This window comes from Kibdelosporangium aridum (assembly GCF_900176515.1).
In the GTDB taxonomy this organism is placed as follows: Bacteria; Actinomycetota; Actinomycetes; order Mycobacteriales; family Pseudonocardiaceae; genus Kibdelosporangium; species Kibdelosporangium aridum.
The window spans coordinates 520,691-544,357 of the sequence record NZ_FWXV01000006.1 but is presented as its reverse complement, the minus strand read 5'-3'; the positions used below and the strand labels follow the sequence as shown (position 1 = coordinate 544,357).

The following is a 23,667-nucleotide window of genomic DNA, read 5'->3' as shown; positions in this document are numbered from 1 at the left end:
AGCGCACGCCCGTGCGCGGCTTGAAGGCAGCGGCAGGCTCGCTGAATACTGATCAGTTCTCGATCGCGAATCCGTAAGAATGCGGTTTCTTGGACGACAAAGCCGCCGAGCCCGCGGACTCGGCGGCCTGTCGGAAAATGATCATTCTTTCCCGGTGAAACCCCAAGCTTCCAATGCGGTGGCGACGAACTCGCCGCCGAGGGTGTTGGCCTGATCGACGCGGCCGATGCGGCGGCTCGGCCGATCGTCCTCGGCTTGCTCCAGTTCGCCACCGTGGTCCGCGACAACCTCGATGACCTGGTTGTTCTCCGCATTGGGATGGCGCCAGCCGTCACCACAACCATTGGGGCACGGGTGCTCTAGTTCGCGCAGCACCCCGTCGGGGCAAGGCTGTTGCCACCGCAACACGCCCGCGCCCTGGCACATCGGGCACTCACTTGGGTACCTGGCCGACACCGCCACAGGCACGACAATAGTCCCTGCGATTGGGTGCCATTCCCGACCCGAGACAGACTGGGCACTCATTCACACTGCTCACCTTCTTCGTCGTCGCTGGCGAACAGGCCCTCCACATATGAAAGAATCTCGGAATGGTCTGGTCCAAAGCAACAAAAACCGCCCGATCGTGTGATCACCCGTAACCGGGACGTTATACCGGCACCACTTTCGGCCTAACCGATGAGTTTGCGCCGCGCGGACCGTCTACCTCTCAGCAGAACACCGCAAAGAGAGGACACCGTTATGGGCACGGCAGTATCCGCGGACGGCACCAAGATCGCTTACGAACGCGAAGGCACGGGGCCCGCCGTGATCTTGGTGGACGCCGCGGGCGGTTACCGTGATTTCAATTCGCTGCGCCCCTTGGCCGACTTGATCGCCAAGGAAGGCTTCACGACCTACACCTACGACCGTCGCGGGCGGGGCCTGAGCACGGACAACCAGCCCTACGCGGTCGAGCGTGAGATCGAGGACCTCGCCGCCGTGATCGACGCGGCGGGCGGGCAGGCCAGCGTCTACGGCTGGTCGTCGGGCGCCTTGCTCGTCATGCGGGCAGCCGCGAGCGGCCTGCCGATCACCCGGCTCGCGGTGTTCGAACCACCGTACGGCGGCTCGGACGAACACGACGACGAAGTCCGGGAACAGCTGGAAGCCCTTGTCGCGGAGGGGAAACGAGGCGCAGCGGTGGACCTCTTCCACCAGGTCATCGGCGTGCCGGAAGAGATCATGGCCCAGATGGACCCGATCAAGCCGATGCTCGAGAAGATCGCGCACACCTACCCGTACGACTGGACGATCGCGGGAACCACGAGCCCGGAGCACATCACGGCGGTCCCGACGCCCACGTTGGTGCTCGACAGCACGGCCACCGGCAAGGACATGCACGACGGCGTCGAGCAGGTCGCCAAGCTGATCCCCAATGCCGTGCACAAACGCCTTGAAGGCGAATGGCATGGTGTTCCCAACGAGGTGCTCGCGCCGGAGCTGGCCTCGTTCTACAAGGGCTGATCAGCTGGGAGAACCGGTGGGGCTGGACGCATTCGTGATGTGCCGCTGCTGGCAGGACGGGCTGGCCACCCCACCGCCGATCCCGGCCGAATGGCTGCGGGTCGAGAACAGCATGTTCGAGATCGTCGACGAGCACGACACCCTCGAGAACTCGATGGCCGTCGACCGGTGGCAGTACGACGCATGTCCCCACCCGAACATGGAAGCGGCCGAGGAACGCGTGGCGAACTGGAGCGCGTACCGGCTCTTCCAAACGGCGTTGAAGCACGTCGGCTGGCAGCATTTCCCAGCGCTGAAGGCAAACTTGCCCGAAGCCAACGGCGGGCAGATGCCCGCGGCGGCGGCAGCCGTCGTGCTGGACGAACTCGCCTATTTCAACGCTCAACCCCAGGTAGGCGAGGAGACCCGGCTGGTGAACGAGGACACCGCCGCCACCGTGATGGTCTACGTCCCGTCCTACGACGGAGTCGTCTGCCAGGGACCTGGTTACCGGTCAGGCGTGACTCCCAGCGGGTTCTTCCTGCAGGTGGACGGGCAGCCGAAGTTCCGGACAGCCCGATTCGAGCAGATCGTCGAGAACGGCCGAGCCACCCTGACCGATGGTGAGCGTTCGGTGGTGTGGCCCGACAAGCCGTTCACCGGTCAACGCTTTGCCGTCGCCTCCCGGACGCTGACGCCCGCGTACTTCGAGCCCATCGTCGAGTCACTGCGGATTCTGTGCGAAGTGTCCGTGGCGACCGGCAATCCCGTGGCGTGGACCTAGGATCAATTCACCTCAAAGCGGTAACCCATGCCTGGTTCGGTGAGCAGGTGCTTCGGCTGGGACGGCTGCGGCTCGAGTTTGCGCCGCAACTGCGCCAGGTAGACCCGCAGGTAGTGGGTTTCGGCCGCGTACGCAGGCCCCCAGACCTCCTGCAACAGCTGTTTCTGCGCGACCAACCGGCCCTTGTTGCGGACGAGGACCTCCAGCACGCCCCACTCGGTCGGGGTCAGGTGGACCTCGGTGCCTTCCTTGAGCACCTTCTTCGCCGCGAGGTCCACGATGAACGAGCCCGTGTCGACCACGGCCTCTTCCTCGCCTGGACCGGCCACTGTGGAGCGCCGGACGGCCGCCCGCAATCGCGCCAGGAGTTCGTCCATGCCGAAGGGCTTGGTCACGTAGTCGTCCGCGCCCGCGTCCAGTGCCTCGACCTTGTCGCCGGAGTCGGTGCGCGCGGACAGCACGATGATCGGCACGGTCGTCCAGCCGCGCAGGCCGGCGATCACTTCGGTGCCGTCGATGTCCGGCAGGCCAAGGTCAAGCACGACCACGTCCGGTTTGCCCTCGGCGGCCGCGCGCAGCGCCGCCGCGCCGTCGTGCGCGGTGATCACTTGGTACCCGCGGGCCGACAGGTTGATCCGCAGTGCGCGGACGATCTGTGGCTCGTCGTCGACCACCAGCACCTTCGTCATGACTTCGCCTCCGGAAGTGAGATCACGACGGTCAGCCCGCCGCCGGGGGTGTCCTCGGCTCTGATCGTGCCACCCATCGCCTCGGTGAAGCCCTTCGCCACGGACAACCCCAGCCCGACGCCGGTGCCGCGGTCGCCAAGTCGTTGGAACGGCTGGAAAACAGTCGGTGCCGAGCCCTTCGGCAGACCGGGCCCGTGATCCACCACCCAGAGCTCGACGTGATCGCCGTATGCGCTGGCGCGCAATGCGACCGACGGTTCGTCCACGCTCACCCGGCCGTCGCCGTCCACGTCGACGTTGCGGCGCGGCACCAAAGTCCCGTGCCGTACCGCGTTGTCCACGACGTTGGCGATCACTCGTTCCAGCAGGCCGACGTCGGCGCGGACCAACGGCAGCCGCTCGTCCACGTCGACCGCGACCGTGTTGCGTCCATCCAAACCGGACAGTGCACGAGCCACGACCTCGTAGTACCCGACGGCCTTCATCCGGGGTTCGACCGCTCCGGTGGCCAGCCTTGACGAGTCGAGCAGGTTGTCCACCAGTCCCGCGAGCCGGTCGGCGGACTCCTCGACGGTCTCCAGCAGCTCCGCGGTGTCCTGCTCGGACAGCGCCAGATCGGGCGCGCGCAGACTGCCCACCGCGGCTTTGATCGAGGTCAACGGCGTGCGCAAGTCGTGCCCCACGGCCGAAAGCAAAGCGGTCCGCAGCTCGGTGGTCTCCGCGCGGCGTTGCGCCTGATCTGCCTGCGCGGCCATCCGCTGCTGGCGCAGCGCAAGCAGAGCCTGGCCTGCCGCCGCTTCGAGGACTCGACGATCGTGCGCGGGCAATGCCTTGCCACGCAACGCCAAATGCACGTCGTTGGTGACGGGGATGTCCACATCGGCCTCATCGGGCTCGTCACACGGGCTTTCGCCGACGCACGCCACCCGGTTCCACTCGCCGTCGGTTTTCTCCAGCAGTGCCACCGAATTCAGGCCGAAGTTCTCCCTGACCTTGTCCAGCAACCTGTTCAGCGGCTGGTCATGCGTCAGCACAGTCCGCGAGTAGGACGCCAGCAAAGCGGCCTCGGTCCGTGCCCTGGCCGCCAATTCGGCCCGGCGCGCCGCACCGTCGACCACGACCGCGACCATGATCGCGACGACGACCATCGCGATGAGCGTGACGACGTTCTGCTGTGCGTCGACGGTCAGCGTGAAGAGCGGCTCAGTGAAGAAGAAGTTCAGCAAGGCGGCGCTCAGCAATGACGCGAACAGCGCGGGCCCCAGGCCACCGACCAGCGCGACGATGATCGTGGCCAGGAAGTAGTCGATGACGTTCGTCGACAGGATCAGGTCGTCCCGCAGCCAAACACCGATCGCCGTGGCCAACGCGGGCAGCACCACCGACAGCGACCACCCGACGATCCGGCGGCGACGTGAAATCGGGCTACGGGCCAGCTTCGCGCGCAGCCGGCCACCGGATTCCTCGTGGGTGACCATGTGCACGTCGATCGGCCCGGACCGCTGGACCACGGCCGCACCGATGCCCTCGTCGAACACCCTGGCCAGCCGGGACCGCCGGGAAGTGCCGACCACGAGCTGCGTCGCGTTGACGCCCCGCGCGAAGTCGAGCATCGCCGTGGGCACGTCGTCGCCGACGACCGTGTGGAAGGTCGCGCCGAGATCCTCGGTCAGCTTGCGGAGTTTGCCGAACGCGCCAGGGCTCACCCCGGCGAGGCCGTCGCCACGCAGGATGTGCAGGACCATCAGCTCGGCACCCGCTCTGGCCGCGATCCGGCTGCCGCGCCGGATCAGCGTCTCGCTCTCCTTGCCGCCGGTGATCGCCACGACCACGCGTTCCCTGGCCTCCCAGGTGTCGGTGATCGCCTTCTCCGCCCGGTACCGCCGCAGCGCCACATCCACTTGGTCCGCCACCCACAGCAAAGCCAGCTCGCGCAACGCGGTCAGGTTGCCGGGCCGGAAGTAGTTGGCCAGCGCGGCGTCGATCTTGTGCGCCGGGTAGACGTTGCCGTGCGCGAGCCTTCTGCGCAGCGCCTCCGGCGTGATGTCGACCAGTTCGATCTGCTCGGCCCGGCGTACCACGCCGTCGGGCACGGTCTCGTGCTGGCGGGCGCCGGTGATCCGCTCGACGACGTCGTTGAGGCTTTCCAGGTGCTGCACGTTCACCGTGGACAACACGTCGATCCCGGCTTCCAGCAGCTCCTCGACGTCCTGCCAGCGCTTGGCGTTGCGGCAGCCGGGGATGTTGGTGTGCGCGAGCTCGTCGACCACCGCGACCTCCGGCTTGCGGGCCAGCACGGCGTCGACGTCCAGCTCGTCGAACTGTTTCCCACGGTGCTCGATGTGCTTGCGCGGCATCACTTCGAGACCGTTGAGCAGGTCCGCGGTCTTGGCCCGGCCGTGCGTCTCGACCAGGCCGACGACCACGTCGGTGCCGCGCTCCCGGCGCCGGTGGGCCTCGCCGAGCATGGCGAAGGTCTTCCCGACACCGGGTGCGGCACCCAGGTAGATCCGCAGCTCTCCGCGACGACGCTTGTAGTCCACGTCGTCAGTGTGCGCTCTCGGGCCGTTCACCCGCGCTTCATGGCCGCGACGGCGAGGTTGAGCTTGAGCACATTCACCCCGGGATCACCGATGCCCTGCGTGGTGTTCTCGCTGATCAGGGCGTTCACCTCGGCCTCGGTCATGCCGTTCTGGACGGCCACCCGGGGCGCCTGCAGCCGGGCGTACGCCGGGCTGATCTGCGGGTCCAAGCCCGATCCGGACGCGGTCACGGCGTCCGCCGGCACCCGCGAGGGGTCCACGTTTTCGCGTTTGGCGATGGCGTCCTTGCGTTCCTGCACGACCTTGACGTAGTCCTCATTGGCCGCGCCCTTGTTCGACGCCAGTGAACTGCTCGGATCGGCCGGGCCCAGTGGGTCCTTGGCCAGCGCCGAGGGCCTGGTGTGGAACCACGGGTCGTGGTTCGGATCTTGCGCGACCGGGTCGATGCCGATCAGCTCAGAGCCGACGTTCTGGCCGTTCTGGCTGATGATCGAGCCCTCGGCGTTGGATTCCAGGCCAGGGATCCGGGAGACGGCCCAGACGCCGAGTGGATAGAGGATGCCGGTGATCACTGTCAGGACGATCAGGATCCGGAGCCCGGCCCATGCTTGCTTGACCATGTCTCACATTCCAGGGATGAGTCGGACCAGCAGGTCGATCAGCCAGATGCCGATGAACGGCGTGACGATCCCGCCGAGGCCGTACACCAGCAGGTTCCGCCGCAACAGCGACCGCGCGCTGGACGGCCGGTACCGCACGCCGCGCAGTGCGAGCGGGATCAGCGCCACGATGATCAACGCGTTGAAGATCACCGCGGACAGGATCGCGCTCGACGGCGAGTGCAGCTGCATGATGTTGAGCTTGTCCAGCTGCGGATAGATGCCCGCGAACATCGCGGGCAGGATCGCGAAGTACTTCGCCAGGTCGTTGGCGATCGAGAACGTGGTCAGCGCGCCACGGGTGATCAGCAGCTGTTTGCCGATCTCGACGATCTCGATCAGCTTGGTCGGGTTGGAGTCCAGGTCGACCATGTTGCCGGCCTCTTTGGCGGCCATCGTGCCGGTGTTCATCGCCACGCCCACGTCAGCCTGCGCCAAGGCGGGGGCGTCGTTGGTGCCGTCACCGGTCATCGCGACCAGCCGCCCGCCCTCTTGCTCCTTGCGGATGAGGGCCATCTTGTCTTCCGGCTTGGCTTCGGCCAGGAAGTCGTCCACGCCGGCTTCCTCGGCGATCGCCTTGGCGGTCAACGGGTTGTCGCCGGTGATCATGACGGTCTTGATGCCCATCGCCCGCAGCTCGTCGAACCGCTCACGCATGCCGGGCTTGACCACGTCCGACAGCCGGATCACGCCACGGATCACCGTGCCCTCCGCGACGACCAGCGGAGTTCCGCCCTGCGAGCTGATCCGATCGACGATCTCGTCCACATCGGGCGAGACGTCCTGGCCGGTCCAGGCCTTGACCGCGCTGGCAGCGCCCTTGCGGACCGCCGTGCCGTCCAGGTCGACGCCGGACATCCGGGTCTGGGCGGAGAACTCGACGAACTCGCCGCCACGCTCATGATCGGTCGGGACTGCGGGCAGGCCGTACTCCTTGGTGCACAGCTCGACGATGCTGCGGCCCTCGGGTGTGCCGTCCGCCAAGCTGGACAACCGGGCAGCGCGGGCCAAGTCTTCCACTGTGGACTGTCCGACCGGGATCAGCTCGGTCGCCCTGCGGTTGCCGAAGGTGATCGTGCCGGTCTTGTCCAGCAACAGCGTGCTCACGTCCCCGGCGGCCTCGACGGCACGTCCTGACGTCGCCAGGACATTGCGCTGCACGAGCCGGTCCATGCCAGCGATGCCGATCGCGGACAGCAACGCTCCGATCGTGGTCGGGATCAGGCACACCAGCAACGCGGTGAGAACGATGACGGACTGCAAGCTGCCTGCGAACCCGGCCATCGGCTGCAGCGCCACGACCGCGAGCAGGAAGATGATCGTCAAAGTCGACAGCAGGATCGTCAAGGCGATCTCGTTCGGCGTCTTCTGCCGCTGCGCACCCTCGACAAGAGCGATCATTCTGTCCACAAAGGACTCGCCTGGCTTCGTCGATATCCGCACCACGATCCGGTCCGACAGAACCGTGGTGCCACCCGTGACGGCGGAACGGTCACCACCCGATTCCCTGATCACCGGCGCGGACTCGCCCGTGATCGCCGATTCGTCCACGGTCGCTATGCCCTCGATGACGTCACCGTCACCGGGGATCACTTCTCCGGCCTCGACCACGACCAGATCGCCGATCCTCAGCTCAGCACCGGGAACGCGTTCCTCGATGCCGTCCTCGACCAGCCGGCGAGCGACCGTCTCTTTCTTGGTCCGCCTGAGGGTCTCGGCCTGTGCCTTGCCCCGGCCTTCGGCCACAGCCTCGGCCAGGTTGGCGAACAGGACCGTGAACCACAGCCACAGCGCGGTCCCGATGGTGAACACGTCCGGGTCACCGATCGCGAACACCGTGGACAGCAAGGAGCCGACCCACACGACGAACATGACCGGGTTACGTGCCTGGTGACGCGGGTCGAGCTTGCGCAACGCGTCCGGGAAGCTCTCGACGAGCTGTTTGGGGTTGAAGACCCCGGCACCCACCCGGCCCGCGTTCTGCACGTGGTGCCGGGTCTCCTCCTCCGGGGTGCGCGTGATGGTCCCCGTCTTGGTCACCGTCATGCCAATGCCTCTGCGATCGGGCCCAACGCCAGGGCCGGGATGAAGGTGAGCGCCGCGACGAGCACGACCGTGCCGACGAGCATGGTCGCGAACAGCGGGCTGGTGGTGGGCAAAGTGCCCGCGGTCTGCGGCACCTTGCGTTGCGCGGCAAGCGAACCGGCAAGGCACAGCACAGCGATGATCGGAATGAACCGGCCGAATGCCATGCACACGCCGAGAGTGGACTGGAACCAGTCGCTGGTCACCGTGATGCCCGCGAAGGCACTGCCGTTGTTGTTGCTCGCCGATGTGTACGCGTACAGCACTTCGGAAAATCCATGCGCCCCAGGGTTGTTCAACGCCCCCGCGGTACCCGGCAACAGCAGCGCCGCGCCCATGCCGAGCAGAACGCAGGTCGGCATCGCGAGGATCGCGATGGCAGCGCACGTGACCTCACGTTTGCCCAGCTTCTTGCCCAGGTACTCCGGTGTGCGGCCGACCATCAGGCCGGCGAGGAACATCGCGATGATCGCCACCACGAGGATGCTGTAGAGGCCCGTGCCGACGCCGCCGGGACTCAGCTCGCCGAACATCATGTTGAGCAACGTCCCGCCGCCGCCAAGGCCGCTGAAGCTGTCGTGCATCGAGTTGACCGCGCCGGTCGACGTCGCCGTGGTGGTGTTGGCGAACAGCGCGGAGCCGGCGATGCCGAACCGGACTTCCTTTCCTTCCATGCCACCGCCCGCGAGCAGTGCCAACGGACCGTTCGGGTGCGCTTCAGCCCACCAGATGACAGCCAGCATGCCGCCCCACAGCACACCCATCACGGACAGCAGGACCGTGCCTTGCCGCTTGTTGCCGACCATGACGCCGAACGTCCTGGTCAGACTGACCGGGATGACCAGGATGAGGAAGATCTCGATCAGATTGGTCCACGAGTTGGGGTTCTCGAACGGATGCGCGGAGTTCGTGTTGAAGATGCCGCCGCCGTTCGTGCCCAGTTCCTTGATGGCCTCCTGGGAAGCCGCAGGCGCCAAGGCGATCCGGCTCGTGCTGCCGTCCGGATTGGTGACGTCCACACCGGACTTCAAGCTCTGCACCACACCCAGTGCGATCAGCACGATCGCGAACACGAAGGCCATCGGCAGCAGGATCCGGACCGTGCCACGGGTCAGGTCAACCCAGAAGTTGCCGAGCCGGTCGGTCTTGGCACGGATGATCCCGCGCACCAACGCGATCGCCACCGCGAGACCCACGGCAGCGGAAAGGAAGTTCTGCACGGTCAGGCCGAGCATCTGAACCGCGTGGCCCATCGTGGTCTCGGGCACGTAAGACTGCCAGTTCGTGTTGGTGACAAAGCTGATCGCGGTGTTGAACGCGACACCGGGGTCGGCCGTGCGCCCGAAGTCGAACGGCAGCAAGTGTTGCAGCCGCTGGATCAGGTACAGCAGCACAACGGAAACGAACGAGAACGCCAGCACGCTGGACGCGTAGGTCTTCCAGTGCTGTTCGGACCCGGGATCGACGCGCCCGGCCTTGTACACGGCTTTCTCGAGCTTCAGGTGCCTCGCCGAGGTGAACACCCTGGCCATGTAGCCGCCCAACGGCTTGTACACCAAGGCCAAGGCCAGCAGAAGGAGGCCGACCTGCACCAGGCCGGCCCATGTGGCGGACATCAGAACTTCTCCGGTCGAATCAGCGCGACGAACAGGTAGACAAGGAGGGCGAGGGCCAGCACACCGGCGATGATGTTGGCGAGATCCCCAGTCCCGCTCACATCCGCTCCAGCCCACGCAAGGCCAGTGCCAGCACGGCGAAGATGCCGATCAGCAGCACCGCATAGGCCAAGTCGGCCATGTGCGCTCCCATCTCAAGCGACTGGGTCACCCCGATGGTGACCCGGCTGAGATGAGCGTGCATCCGCGCACCGCCCGGCCGGGGATCGCCTGATGGGCTCTTTATGCGCGTAACCACCGCGTTTACGCGATCCTGAGGTCACCGGTCACGCACAGTCCCGCAACTACCCCATTCGGGGGACACATCGGCCAGTGAGCCATCACACAAAGCAATCCCCGGTCAAGCGCTCTCAAGGCCGCAACAACGAAGGCCGCTGGGCCGAAAAACCGGACATGCTATCCAGCAGGTTGCGCGGCCACGGCCATCCGCGCGAACGCCGCGTGCGTCGCTGTGCCCGGCTCGGCACAGTAGAGGATGAGACGTTGGTCGGTGGCCTGCACATGCAGGATCTCGCAGGCGAACTCCAGCGTGCCGAACTCCGGGTGGTCGATCCGTTTGGTGATCACCCCGCGCACCTCGACATCGTGCGCTGCCCACATCTCGGCGAACGCGGGCGAGGTACCGAGCAATTCGGTGACCAAGGACGCGATGCCGGGTTCGCCGGGGTAGCGGGCATAGGCCGCGCGCAGGTCGGCGACTGTGGTCCGGGCGAACCGCAGCATCTGCTCGTCGGACCACACGTTCTCCGGCCCGGTTTGCGCGAAGATCCACCTGATCACGTTGCGCCCCTCGGCGGGCACCGTGTCCGGGTCGCCGATGAAGTAGGTCATCAGCCGGTTCCACGCGAGGATGTCGTACTTCGCGTCCACGACGTAGGCGGGGATCGTCGGCAACCCGTCCAGGAGGTGGCGGAAGCTCGGCGGCAGCGTCAACGTGGGGCTCGCCACGGCCGGAGGCCGCCGGTCAGCGATCCGGAACAGGTATTCGCGCTCGTCGATGGTCAGCATCAGCGCGCGGCCCAGCGCGTACAGCACCTGATTCGACGGCCGCGCGCCACGGCCTTGCTCAAGCCGGATGTAGTAGTCCACGGAGATCCCGGCGAGCTGTGCGACCTCTTGGCGACGAAGACCGGGCGTGCGCCGGACGCCGGTCTCGGGCAGCCCGGCATCACCCGGTTGCAGCCGTGCCCTGCGGCTGCGCAGAAAGGCAGCGAGCTCCTCGCGAGACATGCGGCAAGTATGGCGCTGCCCGGACGGCAACCGGGTGGTACAGCCTGTACCAGCCTCGACAGGTCTCTTCACCTTCCGCTCCGCCGCTTCCAAGGTGGCTGGGTAAACCGGACGGAAAGGACATGGTGATGAGATCGAAGACCAGGCGCACCGCGGCCGCCTTCGCGGTGTTCGCCGGGCTGGCCACCGCCGTGACTGGCGAAGCCACCGCAGAGCATGGCGGAATCCCTTTCAACGCAACAGCTTTACTCGCTCTGTCTGATGTGGATACCCGGGCTCAGGCGTACGTCGACGACAACATCGGGCCGGCGATCCGCGCGACCGACACGCTCACTGCGATCTGGCGCGGCGGACGCACGGACGTCGCGGTGTCCAACTCGGTTTGGGGACCACCGACCACCTTCGCGGTCACGCCGGACGCAAGCCACGCGGTCGTGCTGGAAGTGAAGCGGCAGCGCGAACCAGGCGACCAGAGCTTCGAAGACGACCTGGAATTCAGCACCACGATCGCGGTCGTCGACCTGCGCGGCGGGAAACCCCGGGTGGTGCAGCGAACCGACACAGGCGGGTTCGCCGCGCACAGCTTGGCGATCAGCCCCCGAGGTGACTACGTCGTGGTGGCCAACTGGGCAGCACCCGGCGAAGACACCGGAATTCCCGAAGGACAAGGCCGGCAGCTCAGCCTGATCCCGTTGCGCGACGGGCGGCTCGGCGCCCCGCAATTGTTCGGGCTCAACGACATTCCGGGCCCGTTCGTCTACCCGAACACGGTCGCGTGGCATCCGTCGGGGGAATTCCTCGCGGTCACCATCGGGCCACGCAACCTCGTCGCGTTCTACCGATTGACTGGCGGCAAGCTGCAGCCGTGGGGACAGCCGGTCGCTGCGGGCCAGTTCCCGTTCCCCGGCAGGTGGACACCGGATGGACGATTGTTCGTGACCGCGTCGATGGAGTGGGACGAGCCGGCCGTCTCCGACCGCAACAGCCCGCCCGGTTCGCTGTACAGCGTGCGGTTTGACACTGACGCGACCAAGGAGGTGCGGCACGAGGTCATACGAGGCGCGAGGACCGGGATCAACCCGGAGGGCCTGGCCATCAGCCCGGACGGCAAGCACGTGGTGACCGTGAACATGCGCTACAGCCACCTGCCGGAAGGGTTCGACGCGCTGCGCCCGCCGACGACCAGCTCGATCACGCTGGCCGAACTGGACCGGGACACCGGCGCGACCAAGGTGGCCGGCGAGTACCCGTTCGACGGGATCCTGCCGGAAGGCGTGGTCTTCGACCGCACCGGCGAGCACCTCGCGGTCGCGGTGTTCGACTTCAACGGGGCCAAGGCCGGCCGCGGCGCGGTGCAGTTCTGGCGGCTGCACCGCGGTCAGCACCCGCGGCTGGAGCAACTTCCCACCGAGATCACAACACCTCGCGGCACCCACTCATTGGCCGTGATCCCGTGATACCGGGCGGGCCTCGCACCCGGCGAGGCCCGCCACAATCGGCTTCATGACCGGACCACGGACGCTCCTGCTCATCCACAGTCCCCTGATCGGGCCCACAACGTGGCAACCGACCGCAGAAGTACTGCGCCGCAAGGGGTACCGAGTCCACGTTCCGACAATGACGGTCACCGGGCCGCCATACCGCGAAAAACTCATCAGTGCCGCGACCTGCGACGAACCCGTGATCGCCGTGGGCCACAGCGGGGCCGGAGCCCTGCTTCCCGCGATCGCCGACACCGCGATCTTCGTCGACGCTCTCCTGCCGCACCCGGGTCAAAGCTGGTTCGACATCGCGCCACCACCAGCCCAGGCGCAACTGCGCGGTCTCGCCACAGAAGGCGAACTCCCACCGTGGCACGAATGGTTCGCCCCCGAAGACCTCCCGCTCCCGGACGGACCACTTCGGACACAGTTCCTCGCCGAGATCCCCCGGCTCCCGCTGGCTTACTTCGCGGAGCCCGCGCCAGTCACGCCAGCCATCCGGCAAGCCGCGTACATCCGGTTGAGTGAGCCGTACGACACAGCGGCCGACCACGCCGAGCGCCTTGGCTGGTTCGTACACCGGGAAAACGCTCACCACCTGGCGATACTCACCGATCCGGAGCAGATGGCAGACCTGATCATGATCGGTCTAGCCGAGATCACCCTTGCGTAACTTAGTTGCATTAGCTCACTATTGAGTTGTACGGACAGTACTCAGGAGGTGACATATGTGTGGAATTACCGGTTGGGTCTCCTATCGGCGGAATCTCACCCACGAGCAGGCAACCATCGACGCGATGACGCAGACCATGGCCTGTCGCGGTCCGGACGCGGCAGGTACGTGGTCCGAGCCGCACGTCGCCCTGGGTCACCGCCGCCTTGCCGTCATTGATCTCCCCGGAGGCGCGCAGCCGATGCGCGTCTCCACTCCCGACGGCGACGTGGTGATGGTCTACAGCGGAGAGGCGTACAACTTCACCGAACTCCGCGACGAGCTCAGCGATCAGGAGTTCTTCTCAGACAGCGACACCGAGGTCGTCCTGCGGGGGTACCTGAGGTGGGGACCCGCCGTCGCTGACCGGCTGAACGGCATGTACGCGTTCGCCATCTGGGACGGACGCACCCAGGAACTCGTGATGATCCGCGACCGGATGGGGATCAAGCCGTTCTACTTCTACCCCACCGCCGACGGCGTGCTGTTCGGCTCCGAGCCCAAGGCGATCTTCGCCAACCCGCTGCCCAAGCGCGTTGTCGACGTCAACGGGCTGCGTGAGCTGTTCGGCCTGGTCAAGACGCCACGCAACGCGATCTGGCGGGGCATGCAGGAAGTCGAGCCGGGCACGATCGTGACCGTGTCGGAGAACGGCATCAAGACGCGCACCTACTGGCGGCTGGAAGCCAAGCCGCACAAGGACTCCGTCGAGGACACCGTGCTGAACGTGCGGGATCTGCTCGACGACATCGTGCGCAGGCAGCTGATCGCCGACGTGCCCCGCTGCGTCCTGCTGTCCGGTGGACTCGACTCCAGTGCGATCACTGCGATCGCGGCCGACCAGCTCAACGAACCGGTGCGGTCCTTCGCAGTCGATTTCGTCGGCCAGGAGGAGAACTTCCAGCCGGACGAGCTGCGCGGCACGCCCGACTCACCTTATGTGCACGACGTGGCCGACTACGTGAAGACCGACCACACCGACATCGTGCTGGACCACAATGCGCTGTCCGACCCCGAACTGCGGCGTAAGGTGATCACGGCGCGCGACATGCCGTTGGGCTTCGGTGACACGGACGCGTCGCTGTACCTGCTCTTCAAAGCGATCCGTGGACAATCGACCGTCGCACTGTCCGGTGAGTCGGCCGACGAGGTCTTCGGTGGGTACAAGCAGTTCCACGACCCCGTCATCCAGCAGGCCGACTTCTTCCCGTGGCTGCTGCTCGCCCGCGACATGCGCCGCGAGTCTTCACTCACCCCTGAGCTGGAAAAAGCGCTGGACCTGCGGACCTACCTGAACGACAACTACCGTTCGGCCGTGGCCGAAGTGGACAGAGTCGACGGCGAGGACGAGTTCACCCACCGGATGCGGGTGATGTCCTACCTGCACCTCACCAGGTTCGTCCGGACCCTGTTGGACCGCAAGGACCGGATGTCCATGGCTGTCGGCCTCGAAGTGCGCGTGCCGTTCTGCGACCACAGGTTGGTGGAGTACGTCTACAACACGCCGTGGTCGATGAAGACCTACGACGGCAGGGAGAAGAGCCTGCTGCGCGGCGCGGTCAAGGACGCGCTGCCGCAGTCCGTCGTCCAACGGGTGAAGAGCCCGTATCCGTCCACACAGGACCCGTTGTATGCCGCGGACATCGAACGCCAGGCCAACGAGTTGCCCGCGGACCACCCAGTGTTCTCGTTGATAGACCGCAAGGTTCTGTCCGGCGCGCACCGCTACACGGTGGAGCGGATCCTCTCCTTCGCGACATGGCTGGACATCTATCAACCCGAAGTGGTGTTCTAACGTGCGTGAACAACGTCGCGACGACCGAGCAGCAGGCCTTCGAAATGGTGGTCGCGCTGCATCGGTTGGTCAGGTCGCTGCGGCACGCGGTACGTGAGGACTCACTGCAGCCCACGCAGACACTCGTGCTGACGCAACTGGTCAGCACGGGACCGATGCGCGTCGGCGAACTCGCCGCCGGGGTGCCGTGCTCGCAGCCGACCGCGACGGTCGCCGTCGCCAGCCTCGAAGCGGCCGGTTACGTCCGCCGGCAACCCGACCCGGCGGACGGCCGCGCCATCCGTGTCGTGATCACCGAAGCAGGCCGCGACCTGCTGTTGTCCCTCGCTCATGGCGAGGCCCGTGAACTCGCCGACCGGCTCAACCGGCTGCATCTGGCAGACCCAGAGCTGTTGCAACAGACCGTAACGCTCCTGGACAAGCTCTCCGGTCGTTGAGCCGTCGTCGAGAGCATCTTGAGCGGCGACGCCGAAGCTCCGTACGCCCACGACGCCGGACAGCGGGAGTACGGACATGGAACGTGATGATGCGGGCTCTTTAGTCCCGCGCAGGTCGGTGCTGCTCGGCGCCGGTGTGGCCACCGGTGCGCTGCTCTTGGCCGGGTCCGAGGTGTCGCCCTCCGTTGCCGCGGCCAGCGGCGGGACCAAGCGGATCACGCTCTACGCCGAGCGTCTTCCCGGAGATCTCATCGGGTACGGGCTCGCACCGGGCAAAGCCAGCGTCCCCGGCCCGACCATCGAGCTGACCGAAGGCCAGAAGGCAGAGGTCACGCTGGTGAACACAACCGACCAGACCATCTCGCTGTACGCCCACGGCGTGGACTTCGACATGGCCAGCGACGGCACCCCGCTCAACAACGGGACCGTCGCACCAGGACAGCAGCGCACGTACACCTGGCGCACGCACGCCCCCTACCGACGCAGAGACGGCAGCTGGGACGGCGGCAGCGCAGGCTACTGGCACTACCACGACCACGCGATGGGCACCCAGTTCGGCACGGACGGCATCGCGAAAGGTCTGTACGGTGCGTTGGTCGTACGCCGACGCGGCGATCTGCGGCCGGACAAGCAGTTCGTGGTCGTGATGAACAACGGCTCGCTGAACAACACGTACTGGCCGAACAGCCCGACCTATGAAGCCCGTCTCGGCGAACGAGTCGAGTGGATCGCCATCGGGCACGGCTTCCAGGTCCATACCTTCCACCTGCACGGACATCGCTGGAGCGACACCCGTACCGGTTACGCGACCAACCCGTCCACGCCGGTCATCGACACCAAGACGTTGCTGCCGGGCGTCTCGTACGGCTTCCAAGTACGGGCGGGCGAGCATGTCGGGCCAGGCGCCTGGATGTACCACTGCCACGTCCAACTGCACGCGGACGCGGGAATGGTCGGGCTGTTCCTGGTCAAGAACGCGGACGGCAGCATGCCGCCAGGGATGGAGAAACACGTCGAGCACATGAAGACCATGTCCGTGACACCGATGCCGGGCATGCCGTCCTCAATGGGCCACGGGCACTGAGATGACACATCGGAGCATGCGGCTCTACGCGGAAGCCTTGCCTGGCGACAAGTTCGGCTACGGCCTGATCCCCGGCAAGGCCACGATCCCCGGCCCAACCATCGAAATGGTCGAAGGCGAAACGCTGTCGATCGAGCTCGTCAACAACGCCGGCCGGCCGCTGTCATTGCACACCCACGGCGTGGACTACGACATAGCAAGCGACGGAACACCAATGAACGGCGGCGTGGTACAGCCCGGCGAACGCCGGATCTACGTCTGGAAGAGCCACCGCCCGTTCCGCCGCGCAGACGGCACCTTGGACGGCGGAAGCGCGGGCTACTGGCCGTATCACGACCATGCCCTAGGCGGCGAGCACGGCTCGGAGGGGATGGCGAAGGGCTTGTACGGCGCGCTGGTCGTACGCAGGCGCGACGACCTGTTGCCGGACAAGCAGTTCGTGGTCGTGATGAACAACGAATCGATCAACAATCTCGTCGCGCCGAACACACCTACTTTCCGCGCCCGCCAGGGTGAGCGCGTCGAGTGGATCGTCATAGGCATGGACAGCTATCCGCACGCGTTCCACTTGCACGGCCACCGCTGGAGCGACACGCGGACCGGCTACGCGTCCGGACCGGATGACAGCGCGCCCTTGATCGACACCAAGGACATGGTGGCCGCGGTCTCGTTCGGCTTCCAGCTCATCGCCGGCGAGCACTCCGGTCCGGGGAAGTTCTTCTACCGGGACGCCCGCAGTTGGGGCGCCGACGTAGGCATCAACGGCGTGTACATCGTGGAGTAGTCAGGCGGCCGGGCGTGGCTGGCAGCGCGGGCACGAGAACGACGACCGGTTCATGAACGACTCACGCCTGATCGGCCTGCCGCATCGGGTGCACGGCTTGCCTTCCTGGCCGTAGACGTTCAACGACCGGTCGAAGTACCCGGACTGGCCGTTGATGTTGACGTACAACGCGTCGAACGACGTCCCGCCGACGGCCAGGGCCTCGTTCATCACTTCGGCGGCCGCGTCCAGCAGTGCTCCGGCCTTGGGCGCGGTGAGCCGGTCGGTGGGTTTTGCCCAGTGCAGCTTGACCCGCCACAGGGCTTCGTCGGCGTAGATGTTGCCGATGCCGGAGACCAGCGTCTGGTCGAGCAGGGCTCGTTTGACGTCAGTGTGCTTGCGGCGCAGGGCTTTCACGACCGCGGACTGGTCGAACTGCGGATCCATCGGGTCACGGGCGATGTGCGCGACCGGGGACGGCAGCCGGTCACCGTCCACCTCGACCACATCGGACAGTGCCAGGCCGCCGAACGTGCGCTGGTCGACGAAACGCAGCTCGGGGCCGTCGTCGTCGAAGCGCAGCCGGACCCGTAAGTGCTTCTCGTCAGGGGCTCCGACCGGCCGGACGAGCATCTGACCGCTCATGCCCAGGTGCGCGATCATCGCGTCGCCACCGGACAGCTCGACCCACAAGTACTTGCCGCGCCGCCGGGCCGCGTCAATACGCTGCCCGGCCAGCCGCGCCTCGAAATCGCGTGCGCCAGGCAGGTGCCTGCGCACGGCTCGCGGGTGCATCACCTCAGCCTGGGTGATCACCCTGCCTGCGGCGTGGTCCGCGAGACCGCGGCGGACGACTTCTACTTCGGGGAGCTCAGGCACCAGAGCCGTTCTCGGGCGGCAAGTGAACCTCCGAGAGCTCGCGGTACGCCGCCTCGGCCGCCTTCTGCTCCGCTTCCTTCTTCGTCCGGCCGTCACCGCTGCCGTAGCTCTGCCCGGCGACGACCACCGTCGCCTTGAACTCCTTGCGGTGGTCCGGCCCTTCCTCCTCGACCCGGTACTCCGGTACGCCGAGACCAGCCGACGCACACAGCTCCTGCAGGCTGGTCTTCCAGTCGAGGCCCGCGCCGCGGCGGGGTGCCTCGTCGAGCAGCTGGTCGAACAGCTTGTGCACGACCTTGCGTGCGACGTCGATACCTTCCTGCAGGTAGACCGCGCCGATCACGGCTTCAAGCGTGTCGGCGAGGATGCTGGCCTTGTCCCGGCCGCCGGTGAGTTCCTCACCGCGGCCGAGCAACAGGTGCGCACCAAGTCCTCCCGCACCGAGACCACGAGCGACCCGCGCGAGCGCGTGCATGTTCACCACGCTCGCCCGCAACCGGGCCAGCTGGCCCTCAGGCAACTCGCTGTGCGTGCGGTACAGGTGATCGGTGATCACCATTCCCAGCACGGAGTCGCCGAGGAACTCCAGCCGCTCGTTCGGTGGCAGGCCGCCGTTCTCGTACGCGTACGAGCGATGGGTCAGGGCGAGCTGCAACAAATCGGAGTCCAACTGGACGCCAAGCGCGTCCATCAGCGAACTGGGATCTCCTGTGCCGTTCCGGCCGCCCCTACCTCCCATTGCCCTCTGTGCCTCCGCCTTTTCGATCAAGCAGGCTGCGTGACCTGACGGCCGTTGTACTGGCCGCAGTTCGGGCAGGCGACATGCTGGGGCTTGGGCTGACGGCAGGCACGGTTGCTGCACGGCTCAAGTGGAATCGCGGTGGTCTTCCACTGGGCGCGGCGCGAGCGCGTGTTCGAGCGCGACATCTTCCGCTTGGGAACGGCCACGGCTACTTCTCCTCAGGTCGGTCACTGGAATCCCCGAGCCGCTCTTGCAGTGCGGCCCAGCGGGGATCAATTTTCTCATGCCCGTGGTCGGGGCCGAGATCGGCCCACTTCCCCCCGCAGCCGGGGCACAGCCCAGCGCAGTCGGGCGTACACAAGGGGACCTGCGGCAGCGCGAGCACAACGGCGTCGCGCACCACCGGCTCCAGGTCGATCCGGTCGTCGACGAGGCGCGGGACCTCGTCCTCGTCCGTGGTTTCCTCCGTGGCGCTGTGCGGGTACGCGAACAGCTCCGTCAGATCTATTTCGACCCGGCTGGACAGCGGGTCGAGACACCGTGCGCACGAGCCCTCCACGGGCGCCGACGCGGTGCCGGAGACCAGCACGCCCTCGACCACCGATTCGAGCAGCACGTCCACGTCGACAACGGCGCCGCGCGGGGCGGCGATGACGTCTTCGATGCCGAGCGGTGACTCGAGAGTCACTTCCCGGTGCACGGCACGACTGCTTCCCGGGCGGCGGCCTAGCTCACGGGTGTCGAGCACCCACGGGCTGGCGGCGGCGTTCCGGGTGGTGGCCTGCCGGTTTTCGGACATGTCAGAACTCGAGAAGGTAGTTGGTCGGGAAAGGTCAACCCGACAAGCGTACGTGACTGGGCGGCTGGGTGCGAAATCGGGGCATTGTCAACTGTCGTAGTCAAAGGGTGCGGCGCCGTTGTTCTGCGGCAGCACCGGCTGGACGTGCGGATTCGGTGTGTGGATACCGGTGGCCTGGGTGGCGCGCAGGTGCGTGCGGCCCTTGCCGACGCTGCGCAGCGTGTGCGCGAGCAGATCCTCGAACTCGGCCAGCTTTCCGTCCACATAGGCGTCACACTCGGCGCGCTGCCGGTCCGCTTCGGCCGCGGTGGCCTCGAGAATCCGGTTGGACTCGACGTGCGCGGCCTGCACGACCTCGGTCTGCGAGACCAGACGGGCCTGCTCGTGCCTGCCGTCCTCGACAGCGTGCTCATAGGACTCGCGGCCGGCCTGCAGCATCCGCTCCGCTTCGGCGTGTGCGCGGCCGACGAGCTCCTCGTACTGGGCGTGGCCCTTCTCGATCTCCTGGTCGGCCTGCTGCTCGGCCTCGCTGATCATGCGGTCGGCCATGGCTCTTGCCTCGGCCAGGATCCGCTCGGCCTCGGCCTGCGCCGCGGCCAGCGTGTTCTCCGACTCCGACGTGGCCTTGCTGACCTTGGTCGCGGCCTCGTGCTCGGCCTTGCCGACGATCTCGTCGCGCTTGTCGAGCACGTCCTGCGCGTCGTCGAGTTCGCCGGGGATGGCATCGCGGATCTCATCGAGCAGTTCGAGGGAGTCGCCTCGCGGCACGATGCAGTTGGAGGTCATCGGGACGCCCCTGGCCTCCTCGATGATCGTGACGAGCTCGTCGAGAGCCTCGAACACCCGGTACACCCTGTTGTCTCCCTCGCCAGACGCACTTTTCTCCCACCCCAGTCTGCCGGTTTCCCGACAGACAGGGGTGGACCTCGCGGGGTGTGTCAGGCGCGAATGTTGACGAGCCGGAAACTGCGGTAGTGGTCGGACGTGTAGAAGTACTCGCCACCGTTGCCGGTGACGATCCGCCGCGCGCCACGGGTGGAGCTGCCCGGGGTCTTGACGGTGTACTCGTGGTAGTAGCCGGTCGAGCAGAGCGGCAGGAGTCGCTCGCGGTTCTGGAAAACGGTGCCGTCCTGCGGATACGGGAACGGCCCGCCGCGCTGGATGAGCCGGACGGTGTCAGTGGCTTGGCTGGGCAGGGCGGAGAGGTTGACCCGGGTGAACCCGGAGGTGTCGCCGCACGCGGCCTGGATGGCCGCCTGACCGGCGCTCGCGGGCGCGGCGACGCCGACGAGGCCGATCACGAGCGCGACCAGGACCTTCACTACACGTAATGTGATGTTGGTCATTAACCGAAACTAACCCGGTCGTGTGACACCCGGATGAATCATGAACGGCGTGCCTATGGAGATCAGGCGAGCTGAGGCCGCTGACGTGCCCACGATCGTGGCGATGATCGCGAACGACCAGCTCGGGGCGTCAAGGGAAAGCCCAGGCGATCCGCGGTACCTGGCGGCGTTCGAGGAGATCTCGGCCGACCCGAACCAGTTCCTGGCGGTACTCGAAGTGGACGGTGTCGTCGCCGGGACTCTGCAGCTGACGTTCACGCCAGGGCTGTCACGGCTGGGGATGAAGCGGGCGACCATCGAGGCCGTCCGGATCCACCCGGATCACCGCGGTTCGGGGCTCGGGCAGCGGTTCATCGAGTGGGCCGTCGACGAGGCCCGGTCCCGGGGATGTGGCCTGGTGCAGCTGACCACCGATGCCAGCCGGGCCGACGCGCACCGGTTCTACGAGCGGCTCGGTTTCCAGGCCAGCCACATCGGCATGAAGCTCAGGCTGTGAGACCCCAGAACGGCCCGCGCAGGCCCACTTCCGCGAAATAGGCCGCGGCCGAGACCGGATCACGCCGCTTGTACCCGGATTCCAGACGGCCGGCGTACCAACCGCGAGCAAGTCGCCACAGCGTCGCAAGGTCCATGACGTAACCCGGTTCCTTGTGCACAGCCTCGACACATCTGGTCGAGCAGAACAGGCGCTGATTCGCGCACGTGTGCACGACGTCGTCCCAGATGCGGTCGACTGGGGTGAGGAAGTGCGCGACCTGATCGCCCGCCGGCGGCGCTGTCCTGCCGACGACCCACGCGTGCGGGGTGTCGCACGCCGGGCAGCGAGTGGCGACCAGGACGCCCGGCTCTTCGTGCAGCAAGTGCGGGATGGCGAAGGAATCCCAGGCGCATCCGCCCCACCACAGCGTGCTCGCGCCCATCACCGAGAACCCGAGCGGGATCGACGCGAAGGGATGGGCCATCACGATCCGGCCGTCTCGCGAAACCAGATCCCGGCTCGCGTGCAGGGCACCGAGCGCCCCACGGACATCCGCGGCGGCAAAGCCCGTCGTGGCAGCCAAATCCTGCACCGTGGGCGCAGTGCCAGTGCGGGCGAAGTGGGCGTAGACCGCCACCCGGACCTGCTCGTTCACATCTAGAGCATGAGCCTGACGTCTTGAACGCTCGTGCGCCCGGCGGGCGGGCGCCACGGTTCGCCGCAGAACTCGAGGTTGACCGCGTTCACCATGGCCAGAAGCGTGCGGCCCCAGACAAACCGATGGTCCGGCAGTTCGGTCGCGTACATCCCAGCGGGCGTGAACACCCGGCGTCGCAACTGGTCCGTCAGATCGTCGCCGGTGACCCGTTCGACGATCTCACCCGGCGAACGTACTGACGCGACGCTGAGACCAGTTCTCAGCCGCGTTCGGCCAGGCGCTTGATCAGGCGGTCGTTGATCTGGGCGGGCAGCAGGTGCGAGACGTCGCCGCCGTACTTCGCGACTTCCTTGACCAGTGAGCTGGACAGGAAGCTGTACGCCGGGCTGGTCGGCATGAACAGCGTGTCGATTCCGGACAGCTGCTGGTTCATCTGGGCCATCTGCAGCTCGTAGTCGAAGTCGCTGACCGCGCGCAGGCCCTTCACGATCGCCTTGATGCCGTGCTTCTCGCAGTACTGGACCAGCAGTCCGTGCCAGGAGTCCACCCGCACGTTCGGCAGGTGGCTGGTCACGTCCCTGAGCATCTCGGTGCGTTCCTCGACCGTGAACAGGGTCTGCTTCGCCTTGTTGATCATCACGGCGATCACGACCTCGTCGAAGACCTCGGCCGCCCGTTCGATGATGTCGAGGTGCCCGTTGGTGACCGGGTCATAGGAGCCTGGGTAGACCGCCCTCCGCATAGGCCGAAAGGTAGCAGCCGATCGGGCTCGGCCACTGCTCCCGTGGCGCCGGTCACTCCTCCGGGTGTTCGGCCCAGTGCAGCACTGTGTCGCCGTACTTCTTCACCCGCAACGACTCCAGCGGCGCGGACCACGATGGTGCGGTGGCGCGTACGGACTGTTCGAGTACGACCAAGGCGCCCGGTGAGGTCCACCTGGACAGCACCGACACCTCGGCGGAAACGTCCATGTCGTAAGGCGGATCGGCGAGTATGAGGTCGAAAGCCGACGGTTCGCCGGACAGGAACGTCAGCACCTTCGCCTGGACGACCGAAGTACCAGGCAGGCCGACCGAAGTGATGTTCGCCTTGAGCACACCCACGGCGTTGCGGTCGGATTCGACGAAGGTGACCGAGGAAGCGCCGCGCGACAACGCTTCAAGCCCCAGCGCGCCGGATCCCGCGTACAGATCCAGGACGCGGGCGGTCGAAAGATCCATCAACGACTCGACGGCGCTGAACAACGCCTCGCGCACGCGGTCGGACGTGGGACGGGTGCCCCGGGGTGGTACGGCCAACCGGCGGCCGCCGGCCGTACCTGCCACTATCCGAGTCACCGGGT

General features: G+C 66.6%; 28 protein-coding genes. 9 read left to right on the top strand and 19 right to left on the bottom strand.

Annotated elements, in window-relative coordinates; all coding sequences use genetic code 11:
• Positions 1 to 141 precede the first annotated feature (141 nt).
• Entirely contained in the window at positions 142 to 468 is a 327-nt protein-coding gene (locus tag B9C43_RS32990; protein WP_235038987.1) for a hypothetical protein, read from the bottom strand.
• 273 nt (positions 469 to 741) lie between these two features.
• On the opposite strand from B9C43_RS32990, the gene B9C43_RS32985 reads away from it, so the two are divergent.
• Entirely contained in the window at positions 742 to 1,506 is a 765-nt protein-coding gene (locus B9C43_RS32985; RefSeq protein WP_084430699.1) for an alpha/beta fold hydrolase, read from the top strand.
• 16 nt (positions 1,507 to 1,522) lie between these two features.
• Positions 1,523 to 2,269, top strand: a complete 747-nt coding sequence (locus B9C43_RS32980; RefSeq protein WP_084430698.1) for a hypothetical protein — start codon at positions 1,523 to 1,525, stop codon at positions 2,267 to 2,269.
• A 2-nt stretch (positions 2,270 to 2,271) separates the two neighbouring features.
• On the opposite strand, the gene B9C43_RS32975 is transcribed toward B9C43_RS32980, so the two are convergent.
• The 8 genes from B9C43_RS32975 to B9C43_RS32945 form a co-directional block, all read right to left on the bottom strand.
• Positions 2,272 to 2,958: a response regulator gene (locus tag B9C43_RS32975; protein ID WP_033380290.1), complete on the bottom strand. Its 687-nt coding sequence runs from the start codon at positions 2,956 to 2,958 to the stop codon at positions 2,272 to 2,274.
• Positions 2,955 to 5,501, bottom strand: a complete 2,547-nt coding sequence (locus B9C43_RS32970; protein ID WP_084430809.1) for a sensor histidine kinase — start codon at positions 5,499 to 5,501, stop codon at positions 2,955 to 2,957. The genes B9C43_RS32975 and B9C43_RS32970 overlap by 4 nt, the downstream gene beginning before the upstream one ends.
• A 26-nt stretch (positions 5,502 to 5,527) precedes the next feature.
• On the bottom strand, positions 5,528 to 6,121 hold the full coding sequence (locus B9C43_RS32965) for a potassium-transporting ATPase subunit C (RefSeq protein ID WP_084430697.1): 594 nt from the start codon (positions 6,119 to 6,121) through the stop codon (positions 5,528 to 5,530).
• Between the two features lie 3 nt (positions 6,122 to 6,124).
• Positions 6,125 to 8,206, bottom strand: a complete 2,082-nt coding sequence (gene kdpB, locus B9C43_RS32960; RefSeq protein WP_084430696.1) for a potassium-transporting ATPase subunit KdpB — start codon at positions 8,204 to 8,206, stop codon at positions 6,125 to 6,127.
• On the bottom strand, positions 8,203 to 9,861 hold the full coding sequence (kdpA, locus tag B9C43_RS32955) for a potassium-transporting ATPase subunit KdpA (RefSeq protein WP_084430695.1): 1,659 nt from the start codon (positions 9,859 to 9,861) through the stop codon (positions 8,203 to 8,205). Before kdpA ends, kdpB begins: the two co-directional genes overlap by 4 nt.
• Positions 9,861 to 9,962 carry a K(+)-transporting ATPase subunit F gene (gene kdpF / locus B9C43_RS32950; protein ID WP_033380295.1) on the bottom strand — a complete coding sequence of 34 codons (102 nt, stop codon included), beginning with the start codon at positions 9,960 to 9,962 and terminating at the stop codon, positions 9,861 to 9,863. The genes kdpA and kdpF overlap by 1 nt, the downstream gene beginning before the upstream one ends.
• Positions 9,959 to 10,105 carry a hypothetical protein gene (locus B9C43_RS56945; RefSeq protein ID WP_160096844.1) on the bottom strand — a complete coding sequence of 49 codons (147 nt, stop codon included), beginning with the start codon at positions 10,103 to 10,105 and terminating at the stop codon, positions 9,959 to 9,961. Before B9C43_RS56945 ends, kdpF begins: the two co-directional genes overlap by 4 nt.
• 212 nt (positions 10,106 to 10,317) lie before the next feature.
• Positions 10,318 to 11,151 carry a helix-turn-helix transcriptional regulator gene (locus B9C43_RS32945; protein ID WP_084430694.1) on the bottom strand — a complete coding sequence of 278 codons (834 nt, stop codon included), beginning with the start codon at positions 11,149 to 11,151 and terminating at the stop codon, positions 10,318 to 10,320.
• A 128-nt stretch (positions 11,152 to 11,279) separates the two neighbouring features.
• On the opposite strand from B9C43_RS32945, the gene B9C43_RS32940 reads away from it, so the two are divergent.
• The 6 genes from B9C43_RS32940 to B9C43_RS32915 all read left to right on the top strand — a co-directional run bounded on the left by B9C43_RS32940 (position 11,280) and on the right by B9C43_RS32915 (position 17,444).
• Positions 11,280 to 12,608 carry a lactonase family protein gene (locus tag B9C43_RS32940; RefSeq protein ID WP_143446758.1) on the top strand — a complete coding sequence of 443 codons (1,329 nt, stop codon included), beginning with the start codon at positions 11,280 to 11,282 and terminating at the stop codon, positions 12,606 to 12,608.
• Positions 12,609 to 12,654: 46 nt separating this feature from the next.
• Positions 12,655 to 13,305: an alpha/beta fold hydrolase gene (locus B9C43_RS32935; RefSeq protein ID WP_084430692.1), complete on the top strand. Its 651-nt coding sequence runs from the start codon at positions 12,655 to 12,657 to the stop codon at positions 13,303 to 13,305.
• A gap of 55 nt (positions 13,306 to 13,360) precedes the next feature.
• Positions 13,361 to 15,139, top strand: coding sequence for an asparagine synthase (glutamine-hydrolyzing) (asnB, locus tag B9C43_RS32930; RefSeq protein ID WP_084430691.1), 1,779 nt, complete (start codon positions 13,361 to 13,363; stop codon positions 15,137 to 15,139).
• Between the two features lie 5 nt (positions 15,140 to 15,144).
• Entirely contained in the window at positions 15,145 to 15,576 is a 432-nt protein-coding gene (locus B9C43_RS32925; protein ID WP_200825799.1) for a MarR family winged helix-turn-helix transcriptional regulator, read from the top strand.
• A 76-nt stretch (positions 15,577 to 15,652) separates the two neighbouring features.
• Complete coding sequence (locus B9C43_RS32920) at positions 15,653 to 16,660, top strand: multicopper oxidase domain-containing protein (protein WP_084430689.1); 1,008 nt, start codon at positions 15,653 to 15,655, stop codon at positions 16,658 to 16,660.
• 1 nt (position 16,661) lies between these two features.
• Positions 16,662 to 17,444, top strand: coding sequence for a multicopper oxidase domain-containing protein (locus tag B9C43_RS32915; protein WP_084430688.1), 783 nt, complete (start codon positions 16,662 to 16,664; stop codon positions 17,442 to 17,444).
• Here B9C43_RS32915 and mutM read toward each other — a convergent pair whose 3' ends face one another.
• The 6 genes from mutM to B9C43_RS32885 form a co-directional block, all read right to left on the bottom strand.
• Positions 17,445 to 18,302 carry a bifunctional DNA-formamidopyrimidine glycosylase/DNA-(apurinic or apyrimidinic site) lyase gene (gene mutM, locus B9C43_RS32910; RefSeq protein ID WP_033380298.1) on the bottom strand — a complete coding sequence of 286 codons (858 nt, stop codon included), beginning with the start codon at positions 18,300 to 18,302 and terminating at the stop codon, positions 17,445 to 17,447.
• Positions 18,295 to 19,041 carry a ribonuclease III gene (gene rnc / locus B9C43_RS32905; protein ID WP_084430687.1) on the bottom strand — a complete coding sequence of 249 codons (747 nt, stop codon included), beginning with the start codon at positions 19,039 to 19,041 and terminating at the stop codon, positions 18,295 to 18,297. The genes mutM and rnc overlap by 8 nt, the downstream gene beginning before the upstream one ends.
• 26 nt (positions 19,042 to 19,067) lie before the next feature.
• Complete coding sequence (gene rpmF / locus B9C43_RS32900) at positions 19,068 to 19,250, bottom strand: 50S ribosomal protein L32 (RefSeq protein WP_054294974.1); 183 nt, start codon at positions 19,248 to 19,250, stop codon at positions 19,068 to 19,070.
• Positions 19,251 to 19,252: 2 nt separating this feature from the next.
• Complete coding sequence (locus B9C43_RS32895) at positions 19,253 to 19,843, bottom strand: YceD family protein (protein ID WP_084430686.1); 591 nt, start codon at positions 19,841 to 19,843, stop codon at positions 19,253 to 19,255.
• 87 nt (positions 19,844 to 19,930) lie between these two features.
• Positions 19,931 to 20,695 carry a flotillin family protein gene (locus tag B9C43_RS32890; RefSeq protein ID WP_084430685.1) on the bottom strand — a complete coding sequence of 255 codons (765 nt, stop codon included), beginning with the start codon at positions 20,693 to 20,695 and terminating at the stop codon, positions 19,931 to 19,933.
• Between the two features lie 86 nt (positions 20,696 to 20,781).
• Positions 20,782 to 21,189, bottom strand: coding sequence for a guanyl-specific ribonuclease (locus B9C43_RS32885; protein WP_084430684.1), 408 nt, complete (start codon positions 21,187 to 21,189; stop codon positions 20,782 to 20,784).
• Between the two features lie 55 nt (positions 21,190 to 21,244).
• Between B9C43_RS32885 and B9C43_RS32880 the strand changes: the two genes are divergently transcribed.
• Positions 21,245 to 21,685 carry a GNAT family N-acetyltransferase gene (locus tag B9C43_RS32880; RefSeq protein ID WP_200825806.1) on the top strand — a complete coding sequence of 147 codons (441 nt, stop codon included), beginning with the start codon at positions 21,245 to 21,247 and terminating at the stop codon, positions 21,683 to 21,685.
• Here B9C43_RS32880 and merB read toward each other — a convergent pair.
• The 4 genes from merB to rsmD form a co-directional block, all read right to left on the bottom strand.
• A complete protein-coding gene (gene merB / locus B9C43_RS32875; RefSeq protein WP_084430682.1) occupies positions 21,675 to 22,322 on the bottom strand; it encodes an organomercurial lyase in 648 nt (215 codons plus the stop codon). The two genes, B9C43_RS32880 and merB, sit on opposite strands and share 11 nt — an antisense overlap.
• Before the next feature lie 2 nt (positions 22,323 to 22,324).
• A complete protein-coding gene (locus tag B9C43_RS55885) occupies positions 22,325 to 22,504 on the bottom strand; it encodes a hypothetical protein (RefSeq protein ID WP_160096842.1) in 180 nt (59 codons plus the stop codon).
• A gap of 80 nt (positions 22,505 to 22,584) precedes the next feature.
• Entirely contained in the window at positions 22,585 to 23,067 is a 483-nt protein-coding gene (coaD, locus tag B9C43_RS32870) for a pantetheine-phosphate adenylyltransferase (protein ID WP_033380304.1), read from the bottom strand.
• Positions 23,068 to 23,119: 52 nt separating this feature from the next.
• Positions 23,120 to 23,662, bottom strand: a complete 543-nt coding sequence (gene rsmD / locus B9C43_RS32865; RefSeq protein ID WP_143446756.1) for a 16S rRNA (guanine(966)-N(2))-methyltransferase RsmD — start codon at positions 23,660 to 23,662, stop codon at positions 23,120 to 23,122.
• Positions 23,663 to 23,667: the final 5 nt, after the last annotated feature.